Below are 18,922 nucleotides of genomic sequence, written 5' to 3'. Positions count from 1 at the left end.
GCTCAAGGAGTGCTCGCGGGCGCTGCTGCAGTGTAGCAACAAAACTTAGCAAAATACATTTAAATATATTGTTACTATATGTCTAGGCTGCCGCGCATGTTCCGAGATCCGACCGAGCAAGAATTCGAATTTGACGCTTTTGCTTCCAGCGGAGGCGTGTATGCAAACGATGTGTACATGTGGCACTCGGCGCACGAGTTCACCTTCGATTTTCTCTCTCCCCGCGCGTCGCCCGATCGCGACCCCGGCTGGGCACTCATCGTCGCCAGGGTCAGGTTTCCTCCGAGCGCCGTCATGCACGCCCTGCGGCGAATGTCAAGTAGCGTTGACAGGTACGAAGTCGAGCATGGCCTCATCTCAAGACCGCCGACGGAGGTGTCATGAGCGCTCCATCAGATGATCGTCGCCGGCCTGACCACAACTCGCGTCCGAGACGAACATTCACGATTTCGGCCGAGGAAGCAGAGCGATTCAGAAACGAGCCTCCGTTCACTCGCGCAGAATTCGAGAGAATGAAGCGCGAGGTCGACAAGCGACTCAACCGGCCTGACGCCGCGCCAGAGCCCCTGCTGGCGCAACGGAACGTCCCCGACCCCCAATAGCTGCAATCTGCGCGCGCTGGGGCATGAGCCGGCGACGCAGCAGGAGGGCAGGGCTAGATTCCGTTTCCTGAGCGGCCGCTACCCTGCGGTCTGTGCCCGTCTCGGACACCTCCCCGCTGCTGGCTAGTCCAGGTTTCGCCGATGTCTGCGAGGACGACTGGGAAGCCGCCGCCGAACGTGCCCTGCGTGGGGCACCGCTGTCCTCGCTGCGCACCGCCCTGCTGGGGGGCATCGAGACTGCACCGCTGTACTCACCGCACCGGCTCAGCACCGAGGGCGATCCGGCAGGTTTGCCCGGCATCGCTCCCTTTGCGCGCGGCGCTGCTGCGACCAGCGGTTGGGGCGGCTGGGAAGTACGCCAGACACACGACATCAATCTGGTGGGCACTCGCGATGCCATCGCCGTCGATACCACATCTGGCGTCGATGCCGTCACCGTGGCCCGGGGCTGGGACGCTGAAGGCGACTGCGCTGCGCTCGCGGCTGGCATCGACGATGCCGCCGCAGCCGGGGTGACGATCCACCTGCAGTCGGGCGCCTCGCCTGCGCATGTGGCTGCGCTTGCAGACATCTTGGATCGTCACCGGGTGGATCTTGAACACCAGAGGTCGTGGCTGGGACTCGACCCAGTTGCGGCCGCCGCGAGCGGGTGGTCGGGGGCCGATACCGGCGACAGCGCCGAACTGATGGCCGCGATGTGCAGCTCCGCCCAGGCCGCCGCCGAGATCGCTCAGCGCTCGCCGTTGGCCGTGCCACTCGAAGCCGACGGCTCGGTCTTCGCCGACGCCGGCGCAACCGATGTCACCGAGCTGGCCGCGATGTTGGCAACCGGTGTGGCGTGGCTGCGTGCCATATGCGACAGCCCCGACGGTCCGGGGCTCGACCCCGCCGCGGGGGCACGCCTGCTGGGCTTCACGCTGTCTGCAGGGCCCGACCCGTTCGGCGTCACCGCCAAGTGCCGGGCGCTGCGGATGTGCTGGACCCGGATCCTGAACGCATGCGGCGTCGACGACACCGCCGACGCGGGGTTGCCGATGCGCCTGCACGCCGTCACCTCGACGGCGATGCTGAGCGCCCTCGACCCGTGGGTAAACATGCTGCGCGCCACGACAGCCACCTTCGGCGCGGCCAACGGCGGGGTCGACGCCATCACGGTTCGCCCCTTCGACTCTGCCAGCGCCGGACCGGCGTCGAGCGACCTGGGCTGGCGCGTTGCCGCCAACACCCAGCTGATCCTCCGCCACGAGAGTCGTATCGGGTCGGTCATCGACCCTGCCGGCGGCAGTTGGTACCTCGAAGACCTCACCCGCCAGACAGCGCACGCCGCCTGGGACCGTTTCCGCCAGATCGAAGCTGCCGGCGGCATCTGCACGGCTATGAGCAACGGCGAGATGGAAGCATCGATCGCCGCCGAACGTGCCCGACGCCATGAACGCATCGACGCGGGCGACCAGGTGCTCGTGGGAGTCACCGAATTTGTGAGCCCCGAGGCCGAACCGAGCGACATGGCAGCCGCTCGAACGGGCGACAGGCAAAGCCGCGGCGGCCCCGAACCACGCAACCAGGTGACGGACGGCGCTCCAGGCCGACTCGACGGCGGGCTGGGCATCCACCGCTGGGCGGCACCCTATGAACGAGGAACGACAGCGTCATGAGTGTCGTGGCTGACTTCTCGAACCTGGAACTCGACGAAGCGGAGTCGGCGAAACGCTCCTCATCAAGCAAGCGTGCGCCACGGGAGGCATGGGCGGAGCGTTTCGCCGCCGAGACCGGTCGCCCCCCCGCTCCCCACACCACCCCGGAGGGCATCGACGTTGCGCCGCTGTATACGGCCACGGACATCGCCGACCTGTACGACGGCGGACCCGACACCGACCAGGACGACCCCGTAGGGCGCACCTACCTCGACGGCTATCCCGGCTTCGCGCCGTATCTGCGCGGCCCGTACCCCACGATGTACACGAACCAGCCGTGGACAATCCGCCAGTACGCAGGCTTCTCCACCGCTGAAGACTCCAACGCCTTCTACCGACGCAACCTCGCAGCCGGCCAGCGAGGCCTGTCGGTGGCGTTCGACCTCGCGACCCACCGGGGCTACGACTCCGACCACCCCCGAGTGGCATCCGACGTGGGCATGGCAGGCGTGGCCATCGACTCGATCCTGGACATGCGCACGCTCTTCGACGAGATCCCGCTCGACGCCATGAGCGTGTCGATGACGATGAACGGCGCCGTGCTGCCAGTGCTGGCGCTCTATGTCGTGGCCGCAGAGGAGCAGGGCGTCGCACCGGCCCAGCTCACCGGGACCATCCAGAACGACATCCTCAAGGAGTTCATGGTCCGCAACACCTACATCTACCCGCCCCAGCCCTCCATGCGGATCATCAGCGACATCTTCGAGTTCACCTCCAAAGAGATGCCCCGCTACAACTCGATCTCGATCTCGGGCTACCACATGGGTGAAGCCGGGGCGACGGCCGACCTCGAGCTCGGCTACACGCTGGCGGACGGGCTGGAGTACCTGCGCTGTGGCATCAGCGCCGGCATGGGCATCGACGATTTCGCGCCGCGCCTCAGCTTTTTCTGGGGCATCGGCATGGACTTCTTCATGGAAGTCGCGAAGCTGCGGGCCGCCCGGCTGCTGTGGGCCAAGCTCGTCGCTGCATTCGAGCCCGCCAATCCGCGGTCGACCTCGCTGCGCACCCATTGCCAGACCTCGGGCTGGTCGCTGACTGCCCAAGACCCGTACAACAACGTCGTGCGCACGTGCATCGAGGCAATGGCTGCCGTCGACGGGCACACCCAGAGCCTGCACACCAACGCCTTCGACGAGGCGTTGGCGCTGCCGAGCGACTTCAGCGCACGCATCGCACGCAACACGCAGCTGTTCCTGCAGCACGAAGCGGGCGCGACGCGGGTGATCGACCCGTGGGGCGGCAGCTACTACGTGGAACGGCTCACCGCAGAGCTGGCTGGGCGGGCAGCCGCACACATCGCCGAGGTGGAAGAGCTCGGCGGCATGGCCCGCGCCATCGAGGCCGGCATCCCCAAGATGCGCATCGAAGAAGCCGCAGCACGCACGCAGGCCCGCATCGAGGCAGGTCAGCGGACCGTGGTGGGCGTCAACCGCTACCGATCTCAACTGGACACTCAGGTTGACATCCTGCGGGTCGACAACGCCGAGGTGCGCGGATCCCAGCTGGCGAAGCTGGATCGCCTTCGGGCGCAGCGCGACGCCGATGCGGTGCGACGCTCGCTGGATGCGCTGCGCGACGTCGCGCGCACCGGTGAAGGGAACCTGCTCGCCGCATCCGTCGACGCAGCACGTTGCCATGCCACCGTGGGAGAGATCAGCGCCGCCATGGAAGACGTGTTCGGGCGGCACACTGCGCAGATCCGCACGATCAGCGGCGTGTACGGGAGCGAGATGACTGGCGACAGTTCTCAAGGCGCAGACGGCTCTGACGCAGGCGGCAGCACCAATACGATGGCGGCCGCCGTGGACGCTGTTCGAGCACGCGCCGCTGCCTTCGGCGACCAAACCGGGCGCCGGCCGCGCATTCTCATCGCCAAGATGGGCCAGGACGGGCACGACCGGGGCCAGAAAGTCGTGGCAACCGCGTATGCCGATTTGGGCTTCGACGTCGACATCGGACCGCTGTTCAGCACACCCGCCGAGACAGCTCGCCAAGCGGTCGAGAACGACGTCCACGTGGTCGGCGCTTCATCGCTCGCAGCGGGACATCTCACGCTGGTTCCCGAACTGAGAGAAGCGCTGGGTGAGTTGGGCCGGCCCGACATTCTCGTCGTCGTCGGCGGCGTCATCCCATCTCAAGATTTCGATGAGCTGCGCGCCGCCGGCGCGGCGGCCATCTACCCGCCTGGCACGGTTATCGCGCAAGCCGCAGGCGAGATGCTGGACCTGCTCGAAGGCGCCGGCTAGCTCGTCGGGGCCGCTGCCTGCTCAGCGGTGGCGTCCTCCCACGTTGCGCACCTTCTTCTTGGCTCGAGTGGAGCGGTACGCCGTGCTCGAAGCCGCCCGCATGCTGCGCGGCGCTGCGACGAGACGCGCATCGGCGTCGTCAAGGTGCTTGTGATAGCGGCGGTGCACCCACAGCTTCTCGGCACCCACGACGATCTGCCCCCACGCCGAGCCGCGGATGTCGAAGGGCTCGACGCGCTCCGTCCGGCTGAGCAGCTCTACCGGCTTGGCTGGCCTCAGGGCGCGAGTACGCATGACAACGACGTCTGCATCGGTGAGGGCCAACAGCCGGTAGCGCGACATCGTCAGCACCGCGGCAGTCGCGAACACCGTCGTGGAAATCAGGCTGATCTGCACCCACGGCAGATCGACCGTGAGCACGATGCCAGCGAGCGCACCCACACCGATGACGAGCAGCGAGAACGGGTGCAAGCCCCCCTGCGCAGGTACCAGCGAATGCACATGGTCGCCCTCGCCGAGGAATTCGTAAGCGGGATGTGTGCGATCCCCCGTGCGCAGTCGTTTCAGCAAACTCACACGCCCATTGTGCCTCAGCGCCCTGGGTGCCAGTACGTTGCAGCCAGTGGCCGACCACGCCCCGCACGCCGACACTGCAGAACTCGCCATCGGCGTGCGCGCATGTGATCGCGCTGCCATCGGCCGGGCGATCACTCTGGTGGAGTCACAGCGCCACGAAGACTTCGAGCCGGCACAGCAGCTGCTGGGCGAGTTGCTGCCCTACAGCGGCGGCGCGCATCGGGTGGGAATCACCGGCGTGCCCGGCGTGGGCAAAAGCACGCTCATCGAGTCGCTGGGCACAGCGCTCACCGCACAGGGCCACCGCGTTGCGGTGCTCGCCGTCGATCCCACCTCGGCGGTATGGGGAGGTTCGATCCTCGGTGACAAGACCCGCATGACGTCGCTTGCGAACGATCCAGCCGCATTCGTGCGGCCATCACCCGCTTCAGGCCAGCTCGGCGGCGTCACGCGCGTCACCCGCGAAACGATCCTGGTGCTCGAAGCCGCCGGATTCGATGTGGTGCTCGTGGAGACGGTGGGTGTCGGCCAGTCTGAGATTGCTGTTGCCGACATGGTGGATTTCTTCATCGTGCTGATGCTGGCGGGTGCCGGCGACGACCTGCAGGGCATCAAGAAGGGCATCTTGGAGATCGCCGATCTGATTGCGGTGAACAAGGCCGACGGCGACAACGCCGATCGTGCCGACGCGGCGGCGCGCGACTACCGCTTGGCCCTGCACATGACCCAGCCCGTCTCGCCGACATGGACGCCCCCCGTGATCACGTGCTCAGGTTTGACCGGAGTCCGCCTCGACACACTGTGGGACCACGTGCTCGAACACCACCGTTTGATGACAGCCTCAGGCGAACTCGGTGAACGCCGAGCAGGCCAACGGGTTCGCTGGATGCACGCAATGCTCGCCGAACGCCTGCGTGCCCGCCTGGGGGCCAGCGTCCGCGATCTGCTGGCAGAAATCGAACAGCACGTACACGCGGACCGGCTGACGCCCGCCGCCGCGGTGGATCAGCTGATCGCAGCCTTCGACGCCTGCGCGGACGCGTAGAGGAAGCGCCAACAGGTGAACCCTTCCGTTGTCGCACCAGTCGTTTCCCGCTCTTGTTCGCTGCCGCTCACGGGCCGCTCGGGCCACGGCTTCGCCTATCGGCTCAGCCTCCTAGCTCAGAAGTCTTCGTCGAAGGCGACGTCGCCCTCAATGCCGACCTGGTAGCTGGCGACTGTGCGCTCGAAGAAGTTCGTGAGCTCCTGCACGTCCTGCAACTCCATGAACGAGAAGGGGTTCTTCGAGCCGTACTCCTTGGCGAGGCCGAGCTGGGCGAGACGCTGATCGGCGACGAACTCGAGATACGCCCGGGTGTCGGTCACCGACATGCCCGCCACACCGCCCGACAGCACGTCGTGTGCGAATTGCGTCTCGACGTCGACCGCTTCGGTGACCATCTGCCGGATCCGCACGGCCAGATCCTCGTCGAACAAATCGGGTTCCTCGGCTCGGATCGTGCCAACGACTTCGAAGGCGAAGTTCATGTGCGCCGATTCATCCCGGAACACCCAGTTGGTGCCGGCCGCCAGACCATTCAGCAGCCCCTTCGACCGCAAGAAGTACACGTAGGCGAAAGCAGCGAAGAAGAACAGCCCTTCGATGCACGCAGCGAAGCAGATGAGGTTCAGCACGAACGCCTTGCGGTGCTCGGTGGTGGTGAGCCGGTCAACCGACCACACGCTGTCCATCCAGCGGAAGCAGAAATCGGCCTTGGCAGCGATCGAGGGGATGTTCTCGATGGCCGCGAACGCCGCCGCCCGCTCGGAGATGTCGGGGATGTAGTGGTCCAGCAGCGTCAAGTAGAACTGCACGTGCAGCGCTTCCTCGTACAGCTGGCGGCTCAGGTACATCCGAGCCTCAGGGCTGTTGATGTGCTGGTACAGATTCAGCACCAAGTTGTTCGCGACAATCGAATCGCCGGTCGCGAAAAACGCCACGAGCCGGTTGATGAGGTGGCGCTCGGCAGGGGCCAGCTTGCGGTTCAAGTCGACGATGTCGTCGGAGAAGTCGATCTCTTCCACCGTCCATGTGTTGCGAATGGCATCGCGATACATGTCGAAGAATTGCGGGTAGCGCATGGGCCGCAGCGTCAGCTCGAAGCCCGGGTCCAAGATGTTGCGGCGACCCCGCAACCCTTCGGCGGCTGGGTCGGCTCGGGATGCGCCATCGAGACTCGGGTCGCTCAGGGGTGGGGTGAATTCAGGCTCTGGCTGGACGAGCGCCATGAGGGTCCTCTATCGGTCGTGTGCCTCTTGGTGGTCGCGACGCCTCAGTCGCAGGCTTCGCAGGTCTCGGGGTTCTCGAGCGAGCACGCCACGGCGTCGGCGGCCGCCGCGTCTGGAATTGACGCGACTGTCGCATCGCGCTGCGGCAAGGCCGCAGCTGGCGTGGCGGGCTGCGAGACAGTGTCAGTCGTGGTCTGATTGATGCGGGTGGCCGGACGGGAGCGCAGGTAGTACGTGGTCTTCAAGCCCGACTTCCAGGCGTGCATGTACATCGAGGAGAGCTTCCCGATGTTGGGACTCTCCATGAACAGGTTCAGTGACTGGCTCTGGTCGATGAAGGCACCGCGTGCTGCGGCCATGTCGATGAGTGACCGTTGGGGCAATTCCCACGCTGTGCGATACACCAAGCGAAGGTCTGCGGGGATCTCTGCGATGTTCTGCACGGAACCTTCGGCCATCTTGATCCGATTGGCCATGGCCTCGCTCCACAAGCCGCGCTGCTGCAATTCGCGCACCAGGTAGCGATTGATCTGCATGAATTCGCCAGACAGCGTCTCGCGTTTGAACAGGTTGGACACCTGCGGCTCGATGCACTCGTAGCAGCCGGCGATGGACGCGATGGTGGCGGTGGGCGCAACCGCCACCAGCAGCGAGTTGCGCAACCCGTGCTGACCGATCCGTTCACGCAGCTCAGCCGAGCGCGCCGGGTCCGCGGGCTCAACGTCCCACAGGTCGAACTGCAGCTGTCCCGCTGCTGCACGCGTGTCGCCGAACGCAGCGTGCGGCCCGTGCTTGCGGGCCAACTCGCAACTCGACCACAGGGCCCAGTAGTAGATCTCCTCGGCGATCCGGGCAGCGACCCCGAGCGCCTCGGGTGAGTCGAAAGCCATGTTGAGCTGGAAGAACACGTCCTGCAGGCCCATGACGCCGAGCCCAACGGGACGCCAGCGATCATTCGACCGGGCGGCCTCGGGGGTCGGGTAGTAGTTGATGTCGATGACGCGGTCCAGGTAGGGCACCGCCGTCCGGACGACCTCGCCGAGTGCTTCGTAATCGACTGCGCCGTCCCGCACAAACTTGGCGAGATTGATCGAGCCGAGATTGCAGACAGCCGTCTCAGCATTGCTGGTGACCTCGAGGATCTCCGTGCACAGGTTCGACAGGTGGATGACGTTGCCAGGCTCGCCGGTCTGGTTGGACTTGGCGTTCGAGGCGTCCTTGAAGGTCATCCAGCCGTTGCCGGTCTGGGCCAGCGTGCGCATCATGCGGCTGTAGAGCTCGCGGGCCGAGACCTGCCGTTCGTAGGTACCGCTCGCTTCGGCCTCGCGGTACGCATCGGTGAACTCGTCGCCGTACAAGTCGGTGAGGTGCGGCACGTGCTTGGGGTCGAACAGCGACCACTGCCAGTCGTTCTCGACCCGCCGCATGAACTCGTCGGGCACCCAGTTCGCCAGATTCAGATTGTGTGCCCGCCGGGCATGGTCGCCGGTGGAGTCCTTCAGTTCCAAAAACTCCTCGATGTCGGCATGCCAGGTCTCCAGGTACACGCAAGCCGCGCCCTTGCGCCGGCCGCCCTGGTTCACCGCAGCGACCGACGAGTCAAGCGTCTTGAGCCAGGGCACGATGCCGTTCGACAGGCCGTTCGTGCCGCTGATCAGTGATCCGCGGGAGCGCACCCGGTGCCAGCCCACGCCGATGCCGCCGGCGAACTTCGACAGCTTGGCGATATCGCTGTAGCGGTCGTAGATGCCCTCGAGGGAATCTTCGGGACTGTCGAGCAGGTAGCACGACGACATCTGCGGATGCGCAGTGCCCGAGTTGAACAGCGTGGGCGACGACGGCAGGTAGCGCAGGCTGGAGATCAGCTCGTAGAACGAGATGGCCTCTTCGGAGGTGCGCGACAGCCCGCAGGCGACGCGCAGCAAGAAGTACTGGGGCGACTCGATGACCGTGCGGCGTTCGGGGTGCCGCAGCAGGTACCGGTCGTACACGGTGCGCAGCCCGAAGAACTCGAACCCGCCGTTGCGCTCCGCTAGGACCGCGTCATTCAGCTTGCGGGCGTTGGTGTTGACGAATGCCACTACGTCGGGATGGATGAGCCCGCACTCGCCGCCGAGATCGATGGACTGGCTGAACGAGTAGATGTTCTGGTTCTGGACTTCCTTGTCGATGTAGGTGGCCAGCAGGCGGCCTGCCAGCTTCGAGTAGTTCGGCTCTTCTGAGATCAGCGCTGCGGCCGTGCGAATCGACAGCTCGTCAAGCTCGGTGGTGGTGGCGCCGTCATGCAGGCCCGAGATGGTCCGGGTCGCGACGCGCATGGGATCGACGCCGGCCAGCTCGGTTGCGCAGCGCTCGACAGCGCGCACGATCTTGTTGACATCGACGGCCTGCATGGAGCCATCGCGCTTCTGCACGCGCATGCCCGGCGTGTCGGCGGCACCAGTTTGATTCCGGGTCTCGGCTGCAGATGCGTCGGCGATGCTCATCTGCCGGCGCCTTGGAATAGACAGGCACCGAGATGCGCTGCGCGACGTGCGATGTTCATGCCGTTCTCGTCCTTCTCATCCCGCCGAATGCGGTGCCGTTTCGAGTGTTCGCAGGCCACGGCCACGACTCGAATCACACCCCTGTAACTACATAGGTGTGAGGAACAGTTATAGCGCGCATGAATCGGTGCTGCGTGCCTCGGTCCGATCCCTTGACAGTTGGCTGCGTACGAGGCCTCCACCGGCGCGCCGACGCGCGGTTTGCCCGCGCCGAGGTCGCACCGCCAGTCTTGATTCGCCTCGGAGATGACACACTGCTCGGGTGTCGAATTCTCCGAATCGCATCGTCATCGTCGGCGCCTCCCTGGCGGGCGCGCGCGCTGCGCACAGCGTGCGCGCCGCTGGTCATGACGGGCCGCTGACGCTCATCGGCGCTGAGCCCCATCTCCCCTACGACCGGCCGCCGCTGTCGAAGGAATTTCTCACCGGGGAGGGGGACGCCGATTCCCTCGCTCTCGATCCGGATGGCGCCTACGACGAACTTGATGTCGAGGTCATGCTGAGCACACATGCCGTGGGACTCGACCTGGCGGCCCGCACAATCTCCATCGCCCCGGCGGCGGGCGGGAACGCCGAGACGGTGCCATTCGACGGCCTCGTGATCGCGACCGGCGCAGCCGCCCGATCGCTGCCGGGAACCGAGGGCATCAAGGGCGTCCACACGCTGCGCACCCTCGACGACTCGAAGGCGATCCGGGAAGGTCTCGACGCCGGCGCACGAGTGGCCGTGGTGGGCGGCGGCTTCATCGGCTCGGAAGTCGCGGCTTCTGCAGTGGCTCGCGGCTGCGAGGTCACGGTGATCGAAGCGGCCCCGGCCCCGCTCATGCGCGGGCTGGGAGCCGAGATGGGCTCACGGGTGGGTGCGCTGCACGGCGACAACGGCGCCGAGCTGCGTCTCGGCGTCGGGGTCGAGGGTGTGTTGGGCACCGACCGGGTCGAAGCGGTCGCCATGGCCGACGGCAGCCGTGTCGGGGCGGATCTGGTGGTCGTCGGCATCGGGGTGGTGCCGAACACGTCGTGGCTGGAGGGCTCGGGCCTGCAGATCGACAATGGCGTGGTCTGCGACGCGACGCTGTGCTGCGGGCCGCCCGGGGTCTACGCCGTCGGCGATGTGGCGCGGGCGCCCAACGGCTGGCTCGGCCCCTGGCATGGCGACGCGCCGGTCCGGGTCGAGCACTGGACGGCCGCCGTCGAGCACGCCATGGCGGTGGGCCGCAACCTCGTCGCCCCCGACGAGGCACAGCCCTACCACTCGGTTCCGTTCGTGTGGTCCGACCAGTACGACGCCCGCATCCAGATCGCGGGCCACCCCGATGCCGACGACGACGTCGAAGTGCTGGTCGGAACGCCGTCGCAGCGCTCGCTGCTGGCCGGTTACCGGCGAGACGGCCGCCTGAGCGGCGTGATGGCGCTCGACGCGATCAGGCCGTTCGTGAGATTCCGCCGCCTGCTTGTGGGCCACCCCACCTGGGACGAGGCGCTCGAGCTGGCGGCGACGCTGAACTGAGCCTGGCCTGGTCGGGCCGGGCTGGGGCTCAGGAGACGACCTGGGACACCTCGTCACGCTCGGCGTAGAAGCTCATGAGCCCGGCGATCTCGGCCATTTCAGGGATCGGATCGGGGTATGACCACACAACATCGTCAAAGCGCTGACCGTTGACTGCTACTGACCAGTAGCTGGCATCGCCTTTCCACGGTCAATGGGTCGATGAGTCGTTCGGGATGAACACGTCCATCTTCAGGTCCGAGACGGGCAGGTAGTGGCGCGGCGGCAGGCGTCCCTCAGTGAGCACCACCGCAGACGTCGAATCTGCCACGACCACGCCGTCCACCTCGACGGTGACCCGCCCCGGCTCGTCGACGATCGTTATCTCGGGCTTGCGTTGCTCCGTCGTTGCACCGGCCATGGCGTGTCTCCTTCGCGTCGCGGACCTCACAATGGTCGGGCTGAGAGGATTTGAACCTCCGACCCCTGGTCCCCCAGACCAGTGCGCTAACCAGACTGCGCCACAGCCCGTACCGCTGGCACGATACTGGCTCGATCGCTCAGGCGACCCACTGGATCAGCCACACGACGCCTTCAACCGCTCGCCAGCCCAGGTACACGGTGGCCATGACGACGACGAGCCAGAAGTGCCAGGGCGCGCTCGAGCGCTGCGGCTGCGGAGGGTCGCCTTCGCTGCCCAGGGGCGTGCGCGGATGGTCGTGGCCCTCCGGCGATGGCCGGCGATTCTGCCGTTGGGCGGGCGGGGCCGTCTCGCGTCGTCCGCTCAGCGGCCTCATCGTCGCCGCACCCTGAGTTTGAGCGGCGTCTTCGCCAGGCCCAATTCCTCCCGCAGGCGCCGCTCGAGATATCGCAGGTAGGTGGCCGGGATTTCGCGATTCGCGAACAGCGTGAACGTCGGGGGTTGCGTTGCGGCCTGGGTGGCGTACAGCACTCGGGCGCCGCCGGGCGCCGGCTGCGCGGACTGCGCGAGCTGGACAATCTCGTTCACCTTGGCGGTCGGCGCCCTCGATTCATAGGCCTCCATCGCAGCGGAGATCGCGGGCACCAGCCGGTGCACTCCCCGTCCCGTCAGTGCGCTGATGCGCAACACGGGCGCTTCCCCGACGAAGTGCAGGCGACGCGCCAGTTCCCCCAAGACGCCCTCACGGTGCTCTGGGTCGAGCGTCTCCCACTTGTTGAGCAACACCAAGATGGGACAGCCGGACGCATCGATGCGCTCGGCGAGACGCTGATCCTGTGCCGTCACGCCTTCGGCAGCGTCGATGACCAGCAGCGACACGTCGCAGGCGTCAATGGCCCGTAGCGCCCGCAGATTGGCGTAGTACTCGGTATCTGCGTCGACCCGGGCCTTGCGCCGCATGCCCGCGGTGTCGACGAATCGCACCGGGCCCGCTTCGGTTTCTACGAGCGTGTCGATGGTGTCGCGAGTCGTGCCGGGCCGGTCGTGGGTGACCGACCGTTCATCGCCGATGAGCCGGTTGAACAGCGTCGACTTGCCGACGTTGGGCCGCCCCACGATGGCCACTGCGGGCACGTCAGGGTCTTCGTCAACAGGGTCTTCGTCGACGGGATCCTCTCCTCCGCCGACCGAGTCCTCGCCGCTCCCGCCGGCCCCCGCAATGGGCTCGCCAGCAGCATCTGAACCCACCTCGTCGCTGCCAGGGACACTGCGAGAGATGTCGGCCTCGTCCAGCTCGAGCAGTCCCAGCACGCGATCGAGCACGTCGCCGACGTTGCGGCCGTGGAGGGCAGACATTGCCCAGGCTTCCCCGAGTCCCAGGCGATGGAAATCCCACCGTCCGTCGTCACGAGATCCGCTGTCCGCCTTGTTGGCCACGACCAGGGTCGGTCGGCCGCTGCGCCGCAGCATGGCGGCGATTCGGGCGTCGGGCTCGGTGATGCCGACCGTCACGTCGACCACCAGCAGCAGCACGTCGGCGTCGGCCATCGCTCGCTCGCTCTGTTGCGACACCTTGCCGTCGAGCACGTCGCCGGCAGCCGACCAACCACCCGTGTCCACCACCACGAACCGGTGGCCTCGCCAAGCGGCCCCGGCTGCCTTGCGGTCCCTCGTCACGCCCGGTTCGGGCGCCACGACCGCCTCGCGGCGCCCGACCAGCCGGTTGAACAGCGTCGACTTGCCGACGTTGGGCCGACCCACGATGCCGACGACCGGCAGATCGGCACTCATTGCAGCGCTCCCGCTGCGGTGGGTGCGGCTGGATCGGCGACAGCGCGCCCGGGCTCGGGCACAGCTGCGGTGTCGAGCAGCCGCCGCAGCGCCGCGCCGCTGGTCGGGACGATTTCGACGGGGTGCGGCAGGTCCGCGGGTGCCACGCCGTCCAGGAACCGCCCGCCCGACAGGCTCACATCGGCCACAAGGTAGCGATGGCCGGCTGGCTCAGCTTCCAGCGTGGCTGCGATGTCGGCGCCGGCGAGCAGGCCCGTGACACCGATGTTGCCGCCGAAGAAGTCGTTGGGAACAGCGATGACCCGCACGTCGGGGGTCGGCCCTGCGATGGCGGCTTCGGTCTCGCTGCGCCACCCAGCCACCAGCGGACCCAGCACCGCAGCACCGTAGGTGCCGGTGAGGATGCCGATCGAGCGGTCCAGGTGGCCGCGGTCTCGCCGCTGCGGTGACCGCGACGACAGGGTCACCGGAGTCGAGCGCAGCGACAGCGGCAGGCCGCCGGGGTCGATCTCCCCGCTGCGATTCGCTCCGTGCCCGGGAGCGCGAACGGCCCGGTAGCCCTCGGCGGGCGCCCCGTCCACCCACGAGAAGAACCCCGCGGCCGGTGCCCGCTGGATAGCGGCGGGCTCGGAAGGGGGCTCGCGGCCGGCATCGCTGCATCCGACGGTGCCCGCAGACATGAATTCCTGCTCGAACGCCCGCGCCATGCCGATGCCGTCCTCGTGCATCGGGAAGTCGCCATAGGTGGCTGCGGGCGGGAAGGGGCGGCCCGCCAGCAGGTAGTACTCGTCGGCGGCGTACACCAGTCGCCTGCCCAGCACATCGCAATAGCGCTGCTGCCACTCCTCGCACAGGTCGACAACGGCTGCAGCTTCGGCGGCAGTGTGCGGCCGCATCGCCGGCTCCCGCTGGTGCGAGCTCACGCCCAGCGGCACCACCGCCAGCGTCTCCAGCGACCCGAAGCGATCCAGCACGCCCAACAGCGTGTCGGCCAGCACAGCCCCGTCGTTGACGCCTGGGCACACCACCACCTGGCCGTGCACCTCGATGCCGCCTTCGAGCAGGGCGCTCAGCCACCGCAAGCTGATCGCGCCTCGCGGGTTGCGCAGCATCCGCGACCGGACGTCGGGATCGGTGGCGTGGATCGACACGTACAACGGCGACAGGCGCTCGTCAAACACCCGTTCAAGATCCAGCTCGGTGAATCGAGTGAGCGTCGTGAAATTCCCGTACAGGAACGACAGCCGGTAGTCGTCGTCCTTCACATAGAGGCTGCGGCGCAGCCCCGGCGGAAGCTGGTAGATGAAGCAGAACTCGCAGTGGTTGTCGCAGGTCTGCACCCGGTCGAAGATCGCCGCATGAACCTCGGCGCCGAGCGGCACCCCGGCGGCCTTGCCGACGTCGACCGTGATCTCGTGCCCGCCGCGCAGCACCGCGAGGGTGGGGTCGGCCTCGTCCACCAGCATCTGCCAAGCGATGACGTCGGTGGGCACGACGCCGCAGATCGACATCACTTCATCGCCGGGGGCCAGCCCAGCGATCTCGGCCGCCGAGCCGGGCTCCACCGCCACCACAACCGGCCTTGACATGGGTTCAGGATAGGAAGCCGCCGCCTCGGGGCCTTCGGGCGTGACCGCAGCGTCGCAATGCACGCGCGCGCGGCGTCGGTAGCGTCATCTGGGTGGCTGTGGACCGGGTGCTGCTGGCTGCGCCACGGGGCTTCTGTGCCGGCGTGGAAATGGCCATCAAGGCGCTCGCCTGGCTCGTCCGCTCGTTCCCGCCGCCGGTGTACTGCTACCACGAGATCGTCCACAACCGCCTTGTGGTCGACCGGTTCGAGCGGCTCGGTGTGGTGTTCGTCGACGACGTCGCCGAGGTCCCGCCCGGGCGGCCGCTCATGCTGTCAGCGCACGGCTCGGCGCCCGAGGTGGTGTCGCAGGCTCGCCGGCGGGGCGGCTACGTGGTCGACGCAGTGTGCCCGCTGGTCACCAAGGTGCACCACGAGGTGCGGGTGCGCGCCGGCAAGGGCTTCCGGATCGTCTATGTCGGCCACGAGGGTCATGACGAAGCGGTTGGCACGATGGCGGTGGCACCCGAGTCCATCTCATTGGTGTCCGAGCCTGCCGATGTGGATGCGCTCGACGACGTCGATGTGCCCGTGGCCGTGCTGGCTCAGACCACGCTGAGCCATCGCGACTGGTCCGAGGTCGCCGACGCTGCGAAGGACCGTTTCGGCGATGTGTGGATGCCTGGCCGCTCAGACCTGTGTTTCGCCACCACCAACCGCCAGAGCGCGCTCGCCGAGATTGCCGCCCGCTGCGACGCCGTCGTAGTGATCGGCTCGGCGAATTCTTCGAACACGATGGCGCTCGCCAAGGTGGCCGCGGAATCGGGCTGCGATCGCGTTCTGCGCGTGAACGCCGCCACCGAGCTGCCCGACGATCTGTTCGGCACCGTGGGCGTCACTGCTGGGGCGTCCGCGCCAGAGGAGCTCGTCGAGGCAGTCATCGCCAGGCTGGCTCCCCGGGAGGGCACCACCGAGGTGACCATTACCGATGAGGACGAGTACTTCCCCCCGCCGCGCGAGTTGCGCGACTTGCTCGGCGCGATGGAGGCTGCCGTGCATGCCACCCTCGCCGTGGCGCCCTCGGCGCGCGTCAGTGCCGCCGACCGCACGACTGCCGCGAGCGATGTGCTCGCTGGACTCGCCTCTGCGGCGTCTTAACATTCACTATATTTCAGATAAATTCAGTAGATCTCACAAATCGAGTGATGCTAGAACTCGGACTGCCCGGGAGCGCCGACGCCTTCCGCCAAGCGACCCCGACACCGAATCCTGCACTGTTTGCACACCGACGTATGCTGGTTGTATGCCTGAAACCATCTTTGACAAGCCGAAGCGCAAATCGATGTTCCTCGGGCCGCAAGCGCTGCGCGACCTCGAATCGACGGCCGCTCGGCGTCGCACTGAACGCGAGGCAGTCGAAGAAGGTCTTCGGCTCTTGGCAGAACGAGACGCTCAGCTCGACGCCATGAACGAATTCGTCGAATGGGCGACTGCCGAATGGGGAGAGCCGACCGAGGCTGAGGCGGCCCGTGCCGAGGAGATCAGGTCGAACCGGTGATTCTCGACGCCGGCGTGTTCATCGCGCTCGACAACCCTTCGAAAAGGCGTGTCGTGCTGGCGCGGATCCGCCAGATGCATGCCGACGGAGTGATCCCGGCGACGAACGATGCCGCTCTGGCCCAAGCATGGCGCGAGCCTGCCAGGCAGGTGCCGCTGGCGATGCTGGTCAAGTCGATCAAGGTGCATCCCTTCGGAGACCCTCGCGTCATCGGCCAGCGCTGTGCCCGCACCGGCACAAGCGATGTCGTCGACGCCAGCCTCGCCGTGCTTGCCGACCAACTCGGCGTCAAGGTCCTCACCACCGACGCCGCCGATATGCGCAGACTCGGTGCCGACGCAGCCGAACTCTGAGCGACGCTGCGAACTGCGTCGCCGCCATCACGCCACGCATGGACGCCTCTCGATGGCGTCGACCGCTGCGCGGACCGATGGCGAGACTCAGTTGAGATTTGTACGCGCGAGTGTTTGCTTTTCGTTACAAACGTGTGTATGCTCTATTCATGTTCGGCGATGTCGTGCGAGAACTCGCTCCCGGCGATGTGGAGGCACCCGAAGCCAGCGTCGACACGGCGTCTGGGTGGCCCCCAGCCGTCGGGTCAGCGTGGCCCGATGAAAGAGCGGTGTGGACCGGCGGCGAATTGGGGCCGTTCGACGATGCCACCAGTTCCGCCGAACATCGGAACAGCTCGCTGGGCGCGGTCTCGACCCCAGCGGTTGCCGGGCAGCGCGATGACGCCGCCGGACGAGCTGCTGACGGAGCTATCTCGGCCCCGGCCGATGCCGAGCGGCGCGATGCCGCCTCCGGGCGTGCCGGTGACGGCGGGATTGTCGGCGGCAGCGCGGCGGGTTGGGATGCCGATCTGGGTGCGCTGAACGTCGACGAGCTCACCGATCTGGTGGTCGAGTTGACCGCTGAGCGTGCCCGCGTCGAGGGCCGCTATCTGGCAGCGGTAGGCGAGATGACGTCGCGTTACGGCGCACAAGCCACCGCATACGTGCTGCGCGACCAGACACGCATGAACTGCGCGCAGGCCCGCAGCGAGACCCGTCTCGCCCAAAGCCTGGTCTCAGAGGGCTTCACCGGCACGCTCGACGCGATGCAAGCCGGCGAGATCCAGATGTCCCACGCCAAAGTGATCGCCCGCGAAGCACCCAAGAAGCACCGCCGCAGCGAACACGACTTCCTCGAACTCGCCCGCACGTATCCCTCCGACACGATCGCCCGTCACCCGCTCGCGAACTACAGCTTGGCGATCGCAGACGAACTCGCAGCCGAGGCCGCCGCCCAACATCTCAGCCCCGCCGACGCGGAGCTGGCGTTGCAGCGTCATGAGCGCTCGGCGTCGCTGCGGATCGGCGACGACGGCATGTGGCACCTGCACGGCAAGCTCGACTTCCTCACAGGACGCCAGCTCAGCGACGCCCTGCAAGCCGCGGTGCGCTCGACGCGGCGACGCCACGCCGACAACAACCCTCACGACGACGGCGACGCTGCGTCTCGGGCGCAGCTCACCGCTGACGCCCTGTGCGAGCTGGTGCTGGGCGACGAGACAGCCCGACGCTTCGCGACCAACCTGCTCATCATCGCCGACTACGACATCACCAGCGACCGGCTCGCCAACCCCCGCCTCGACGACGGCACTCCCATGTCAGCGCAGATGCTCGCCGAGTACGGCCTCAACGCCAACGTGCTGCCCGCCATGTTCTCCGCCGACTGGTCACAACTCGCACTGGGACGCACACGCAACGCCAACGACGCCCAACGGCTCGTGCTCGCAGCACGCGACCGCGGCTGCATCGGCTGCGAACTCACGCCCGAGCACACCCAAGCCCACCACATCGACTACTACGACAACGGCGGCCTCACCGACATCGCAAACCTTGCATCGCTCTGCGAGCCATGCCACCGAGACGTTCACGCCCACGGCCGCAAGATCCGCACCGCATGCGACGGCCGCCCCCGGCTCCAGCCACCCGAACCCCGCAACGCCGACCCGCCCGACCAGCACTGACCCAGGTTCTGGCACCGACTCGGGAAGTACTCGAACAGCACCGTGAGCTTCACCTGGCCCGACGAGAAATCGGCCGTCTCGGGAACCGGAAAGCCCACCGACGTCCAGGCACCATCAATGCCTGGTGAGCGACAGGCATCGTGATCGAGA

Annotated in this window: 15 protein-coding genes, 1 tRNA gene and 1 pseudogene; 9 read left to right on the top strand and 8 right to left on the bottom strand. The window is 67.0% G+C overall.

Annotated features, from left to right (window positions below; all coding sequences use genetic code 11):
* Positions 1 to 78: 78 nt before the first annotated feature.
* From ACOOF5_RS12710 to scpA, 3 genes are all read left to right on the top strand, one after another.
* Complete coding sequence (locus ACOOF5_RS12710; RefSeq protein WP_420439691.1) at positions 79 to 384, top strand: DUF3467 domain-containing protein; 306 nt, start codon at positions 79 to 81, stop codon at positions 382 to 384.
* A 310-nt stretch (positions 385 to 694) separates the two neighbouring features.
* Complete coding sequence (locus ACOOF5_RS12705) at positions 695 to 2,257, top strand: methylmalonyl-CoA mutase family protein (protein ID WP_420439689.1); 1,563 nt, start codon at positions 695 to 697, stop codon at positions 2,255 to 2,257.
* Positions 2,254 to 4,545, top strand: coding sequence for a methylmalonyl-CoA mutase (gene scpA, locus ACOOF5_RS12700; RefSeq protein WP_420439687.1), 2,292 nt, complete (start codon positions 2,254 to 2,256; stop codon positions 4,543 to 4,545). The genes ACOOF5_RS12705 and scpA overlap by 4 nt, the downstream gene beginning before the upstream one ends.
* A gap of 21 nt (positions 4,546 to 4,566) precedes the next feature.
* Here the strand turns inward: scpA and ACOOF5_RS12695 are convergent, their stop codons facing one another.
* Positions 4,567 to 5,121: a hypothetical protein gene (locus tag ACOOF5_RS12695; RefSeq protein WP_420439684.1), complete on the bottom strand. Its 555-nt coding sequence runs from the start codon at positions 5,119 to 5,121 to the stop codon at positions 4,567 to 4,569.
* 46 nt (positions 5,122 to 5,167) lie between these two features.
* On the opposite strand from ACOOF5_RS12695, the gene meaB reads away from it, so the two are divergent.
* A complete protein-coding gene (gene meaB, locus ACOOF5_RS12690; protein WP_420439682.1) occupies positions 5,168 to 6,166 on the top strand; it encodes a methylmalonyl Co-A mutase-associated GTPase MeaB in 999 nt (332 codons plus the stop codon).
* Between the two features lie 116 nt (positions 6,167 to 6,282).
* Here meaB and ACOOF5_RS12685 read toward each other — a convergent pair whose 3' ends face one another.
* Together ACOOF5_RS12685 and ACOOF5_RS12680 are read right to left on the bottom strand one after the other, a co-directional pair.
* Positions 6,283 to 7,242 carry a ribonucleotide-diphosphate reductase subunit beta gene (locus tag ACOOF5_RS12685; RefSeq protein ID WP_420440981.1) on the bottom strand — a complete coding sequence of 320 codons (960 nt, stop codon included), beginning with the start codon at positions 7,240 to 7,242 and terminating at the stop codon, positions 6,283 to 6,285.
* 191 nt (positions 7,243 to 7,433) lie between these two features.
* Entirely contained in the window at positions 7,434 to 9,875 is a 2,442-nt protein-coding gene (locus ACOOF5_RS12680; protein ID WP_420439680.1) for a ribonucleoside-diphosphate reductase subunit alpha, read from the bottom strand.
* A gap of 322 nt (positions 9,876 to 10,197) precedes the next feature.
* Between ACOOF5_RS12680 and ACOOF5_RS12675 the strand changes: the two genes are divergently transcribed.
* Positions 10,198 to 11,442, top strand: a complete 1,245-nt coding sequence (locus ACOOF5_RS12675; protein WP_420439678.1) for an NAD(P)/FAD-dependent oxidoreductase — start codon at positions 10,198 to 10,200, stop codon at positions 11,440 to 11,442.
* A gap of 28 nt (positions 11,443 to 11,470) precedes the next feature.
* Here ACOOF5_RS12675 and ACOOF5_RS12670 read toward each other — a convergent pair.
* The 5 genes and pseudogenes from ACOOF5_RS12670 to ACOOF5_RS12650 form a co-directional block, all read right to left on the bottom strand.
* Positions 11,471 to 11,842 (bottom strand): annotated as a pseudogene (locus ACOOF5_RS12670) (DUF427 domain-containing protein).
* A 32-nt stretch (positions 11,843 to 11,874) separates the two neighbouring features.
* Positions 11,875 to 11,952, bottom strand: a tRNA-Pro gene (locus ACOOF5_RS12665).
* A 29-nt stretch (positions 11,953 to 11,981) separates the two neighbouring features.
* Complete coding sequence (locus ACOOF5_RS12660) at positions 11,982 to 12,218, bottom strand: hypothetical protein (RefSeq protein ID WP_420439676.1); 237 nt, start codon at positions 12,216 to 12,218, stop codon at positions 11,982 to 11,984.
* Complete coding sequence (gene der, locus ACOOF5_RS12655) at positions 12,215 to 13,633, bottom strand: ribosome biogenesis GTPase Der (protein ID WP_420439673.1); 1,419 nt, start codon at positions 13,631 to 13,633, stop codon at positions 12,215 to 12,217. Before der ends, ACOOF5_RS12660 begins: the two co-directional genes overlap by 4 nt.
* Entirely contained in the window at positions 13,630 to 15,222 is a 1,593-nt protein-coding gene (locus ACOOF5_RS12650) for a DUF512 domain-containing protein (RefSeq protein WP_420439671.1), read from the bottom strand. The genes der and ACOOF5_RS12650 overlap by 4 nt, the downstream gene beginning before the upstream one ends.
* 92 nt (positions 15,223 to 15,314) lie before the next feature.
* On the opposite strand from ACOOF5_RS12650, the gene ispH reads away from it, so the two are divergent.
* The 4 genes from ispH (at position 15,315) to ACOOF5_RS12630 (ending at position 18,772) form a co-directional block, all read left to right on the top strand.
* Positions 15,315 to 16,358, top strand: a complete 1,044-nt coding sequence (ispH, locus tag ACOOF5_RS12645; RefSeq protein WP_420439669.1) for a 4-hydroxy-3-methylbut-2-enyl diphosphate reductase — start codon at positions 15,315 to 15,317, stop codon at positions 16,356 to 16,358.
* 145 nt (positions 16,359 to 16,503) lie between these two features.
* The gene (locus tag ACOOF5_RS12640; RefSeq protein WP_420439667.1) at positions 16,504 to 16,758 is read left to right on the top strand and encodes a hypothetical protein; all 255 of its coding nucleotides are present in this window, start codon (positions 16,504 to 16,506) and stop codon (positions 16,756 to 16,758) included.
* Entirely contained in the window at positions 16,755 to 17,111 is a 357-nt protein-coding gene (locus ACOOF5_RS12635; RefSeq protein WP_420439665.1) for a hypothetical protein, read from the top strand. Before ACOOF5_RS12640 ends, ACOOF5_RS12635 begins: the two co-directional genes overlap by 4 nt.
* Positions 17,112 to 17,260: 149 nt before the next feature.
* Complete coding sequence (locus ACOOF5_RS12630; RefSeq protein WP_420439663.1) at positions 17,261 to 18,772, top strand: HNH endonuclease; 1,512 nt, start codon at positions 17,261 to 17,263, stop codon at positions 18,770 to 18,772.
* The last annotated feature ends 150 nt before the right edge of the window (positions 18,773 to 18,922 follow it).

This window comes from Candidatus Poriferisodalis sp. (genome assembly GCF_965214215.1).
In the GTDB taxonomy this organism is placed as follows: Bacteria; Actinomycetota; Acidimicrobiia; order Acidimicrobiales; family Poriferisodalaceae; genus Poriferisodalis.
This window is presented reverse-complemented; position numbering and strand designations above follow the sequence as displayed.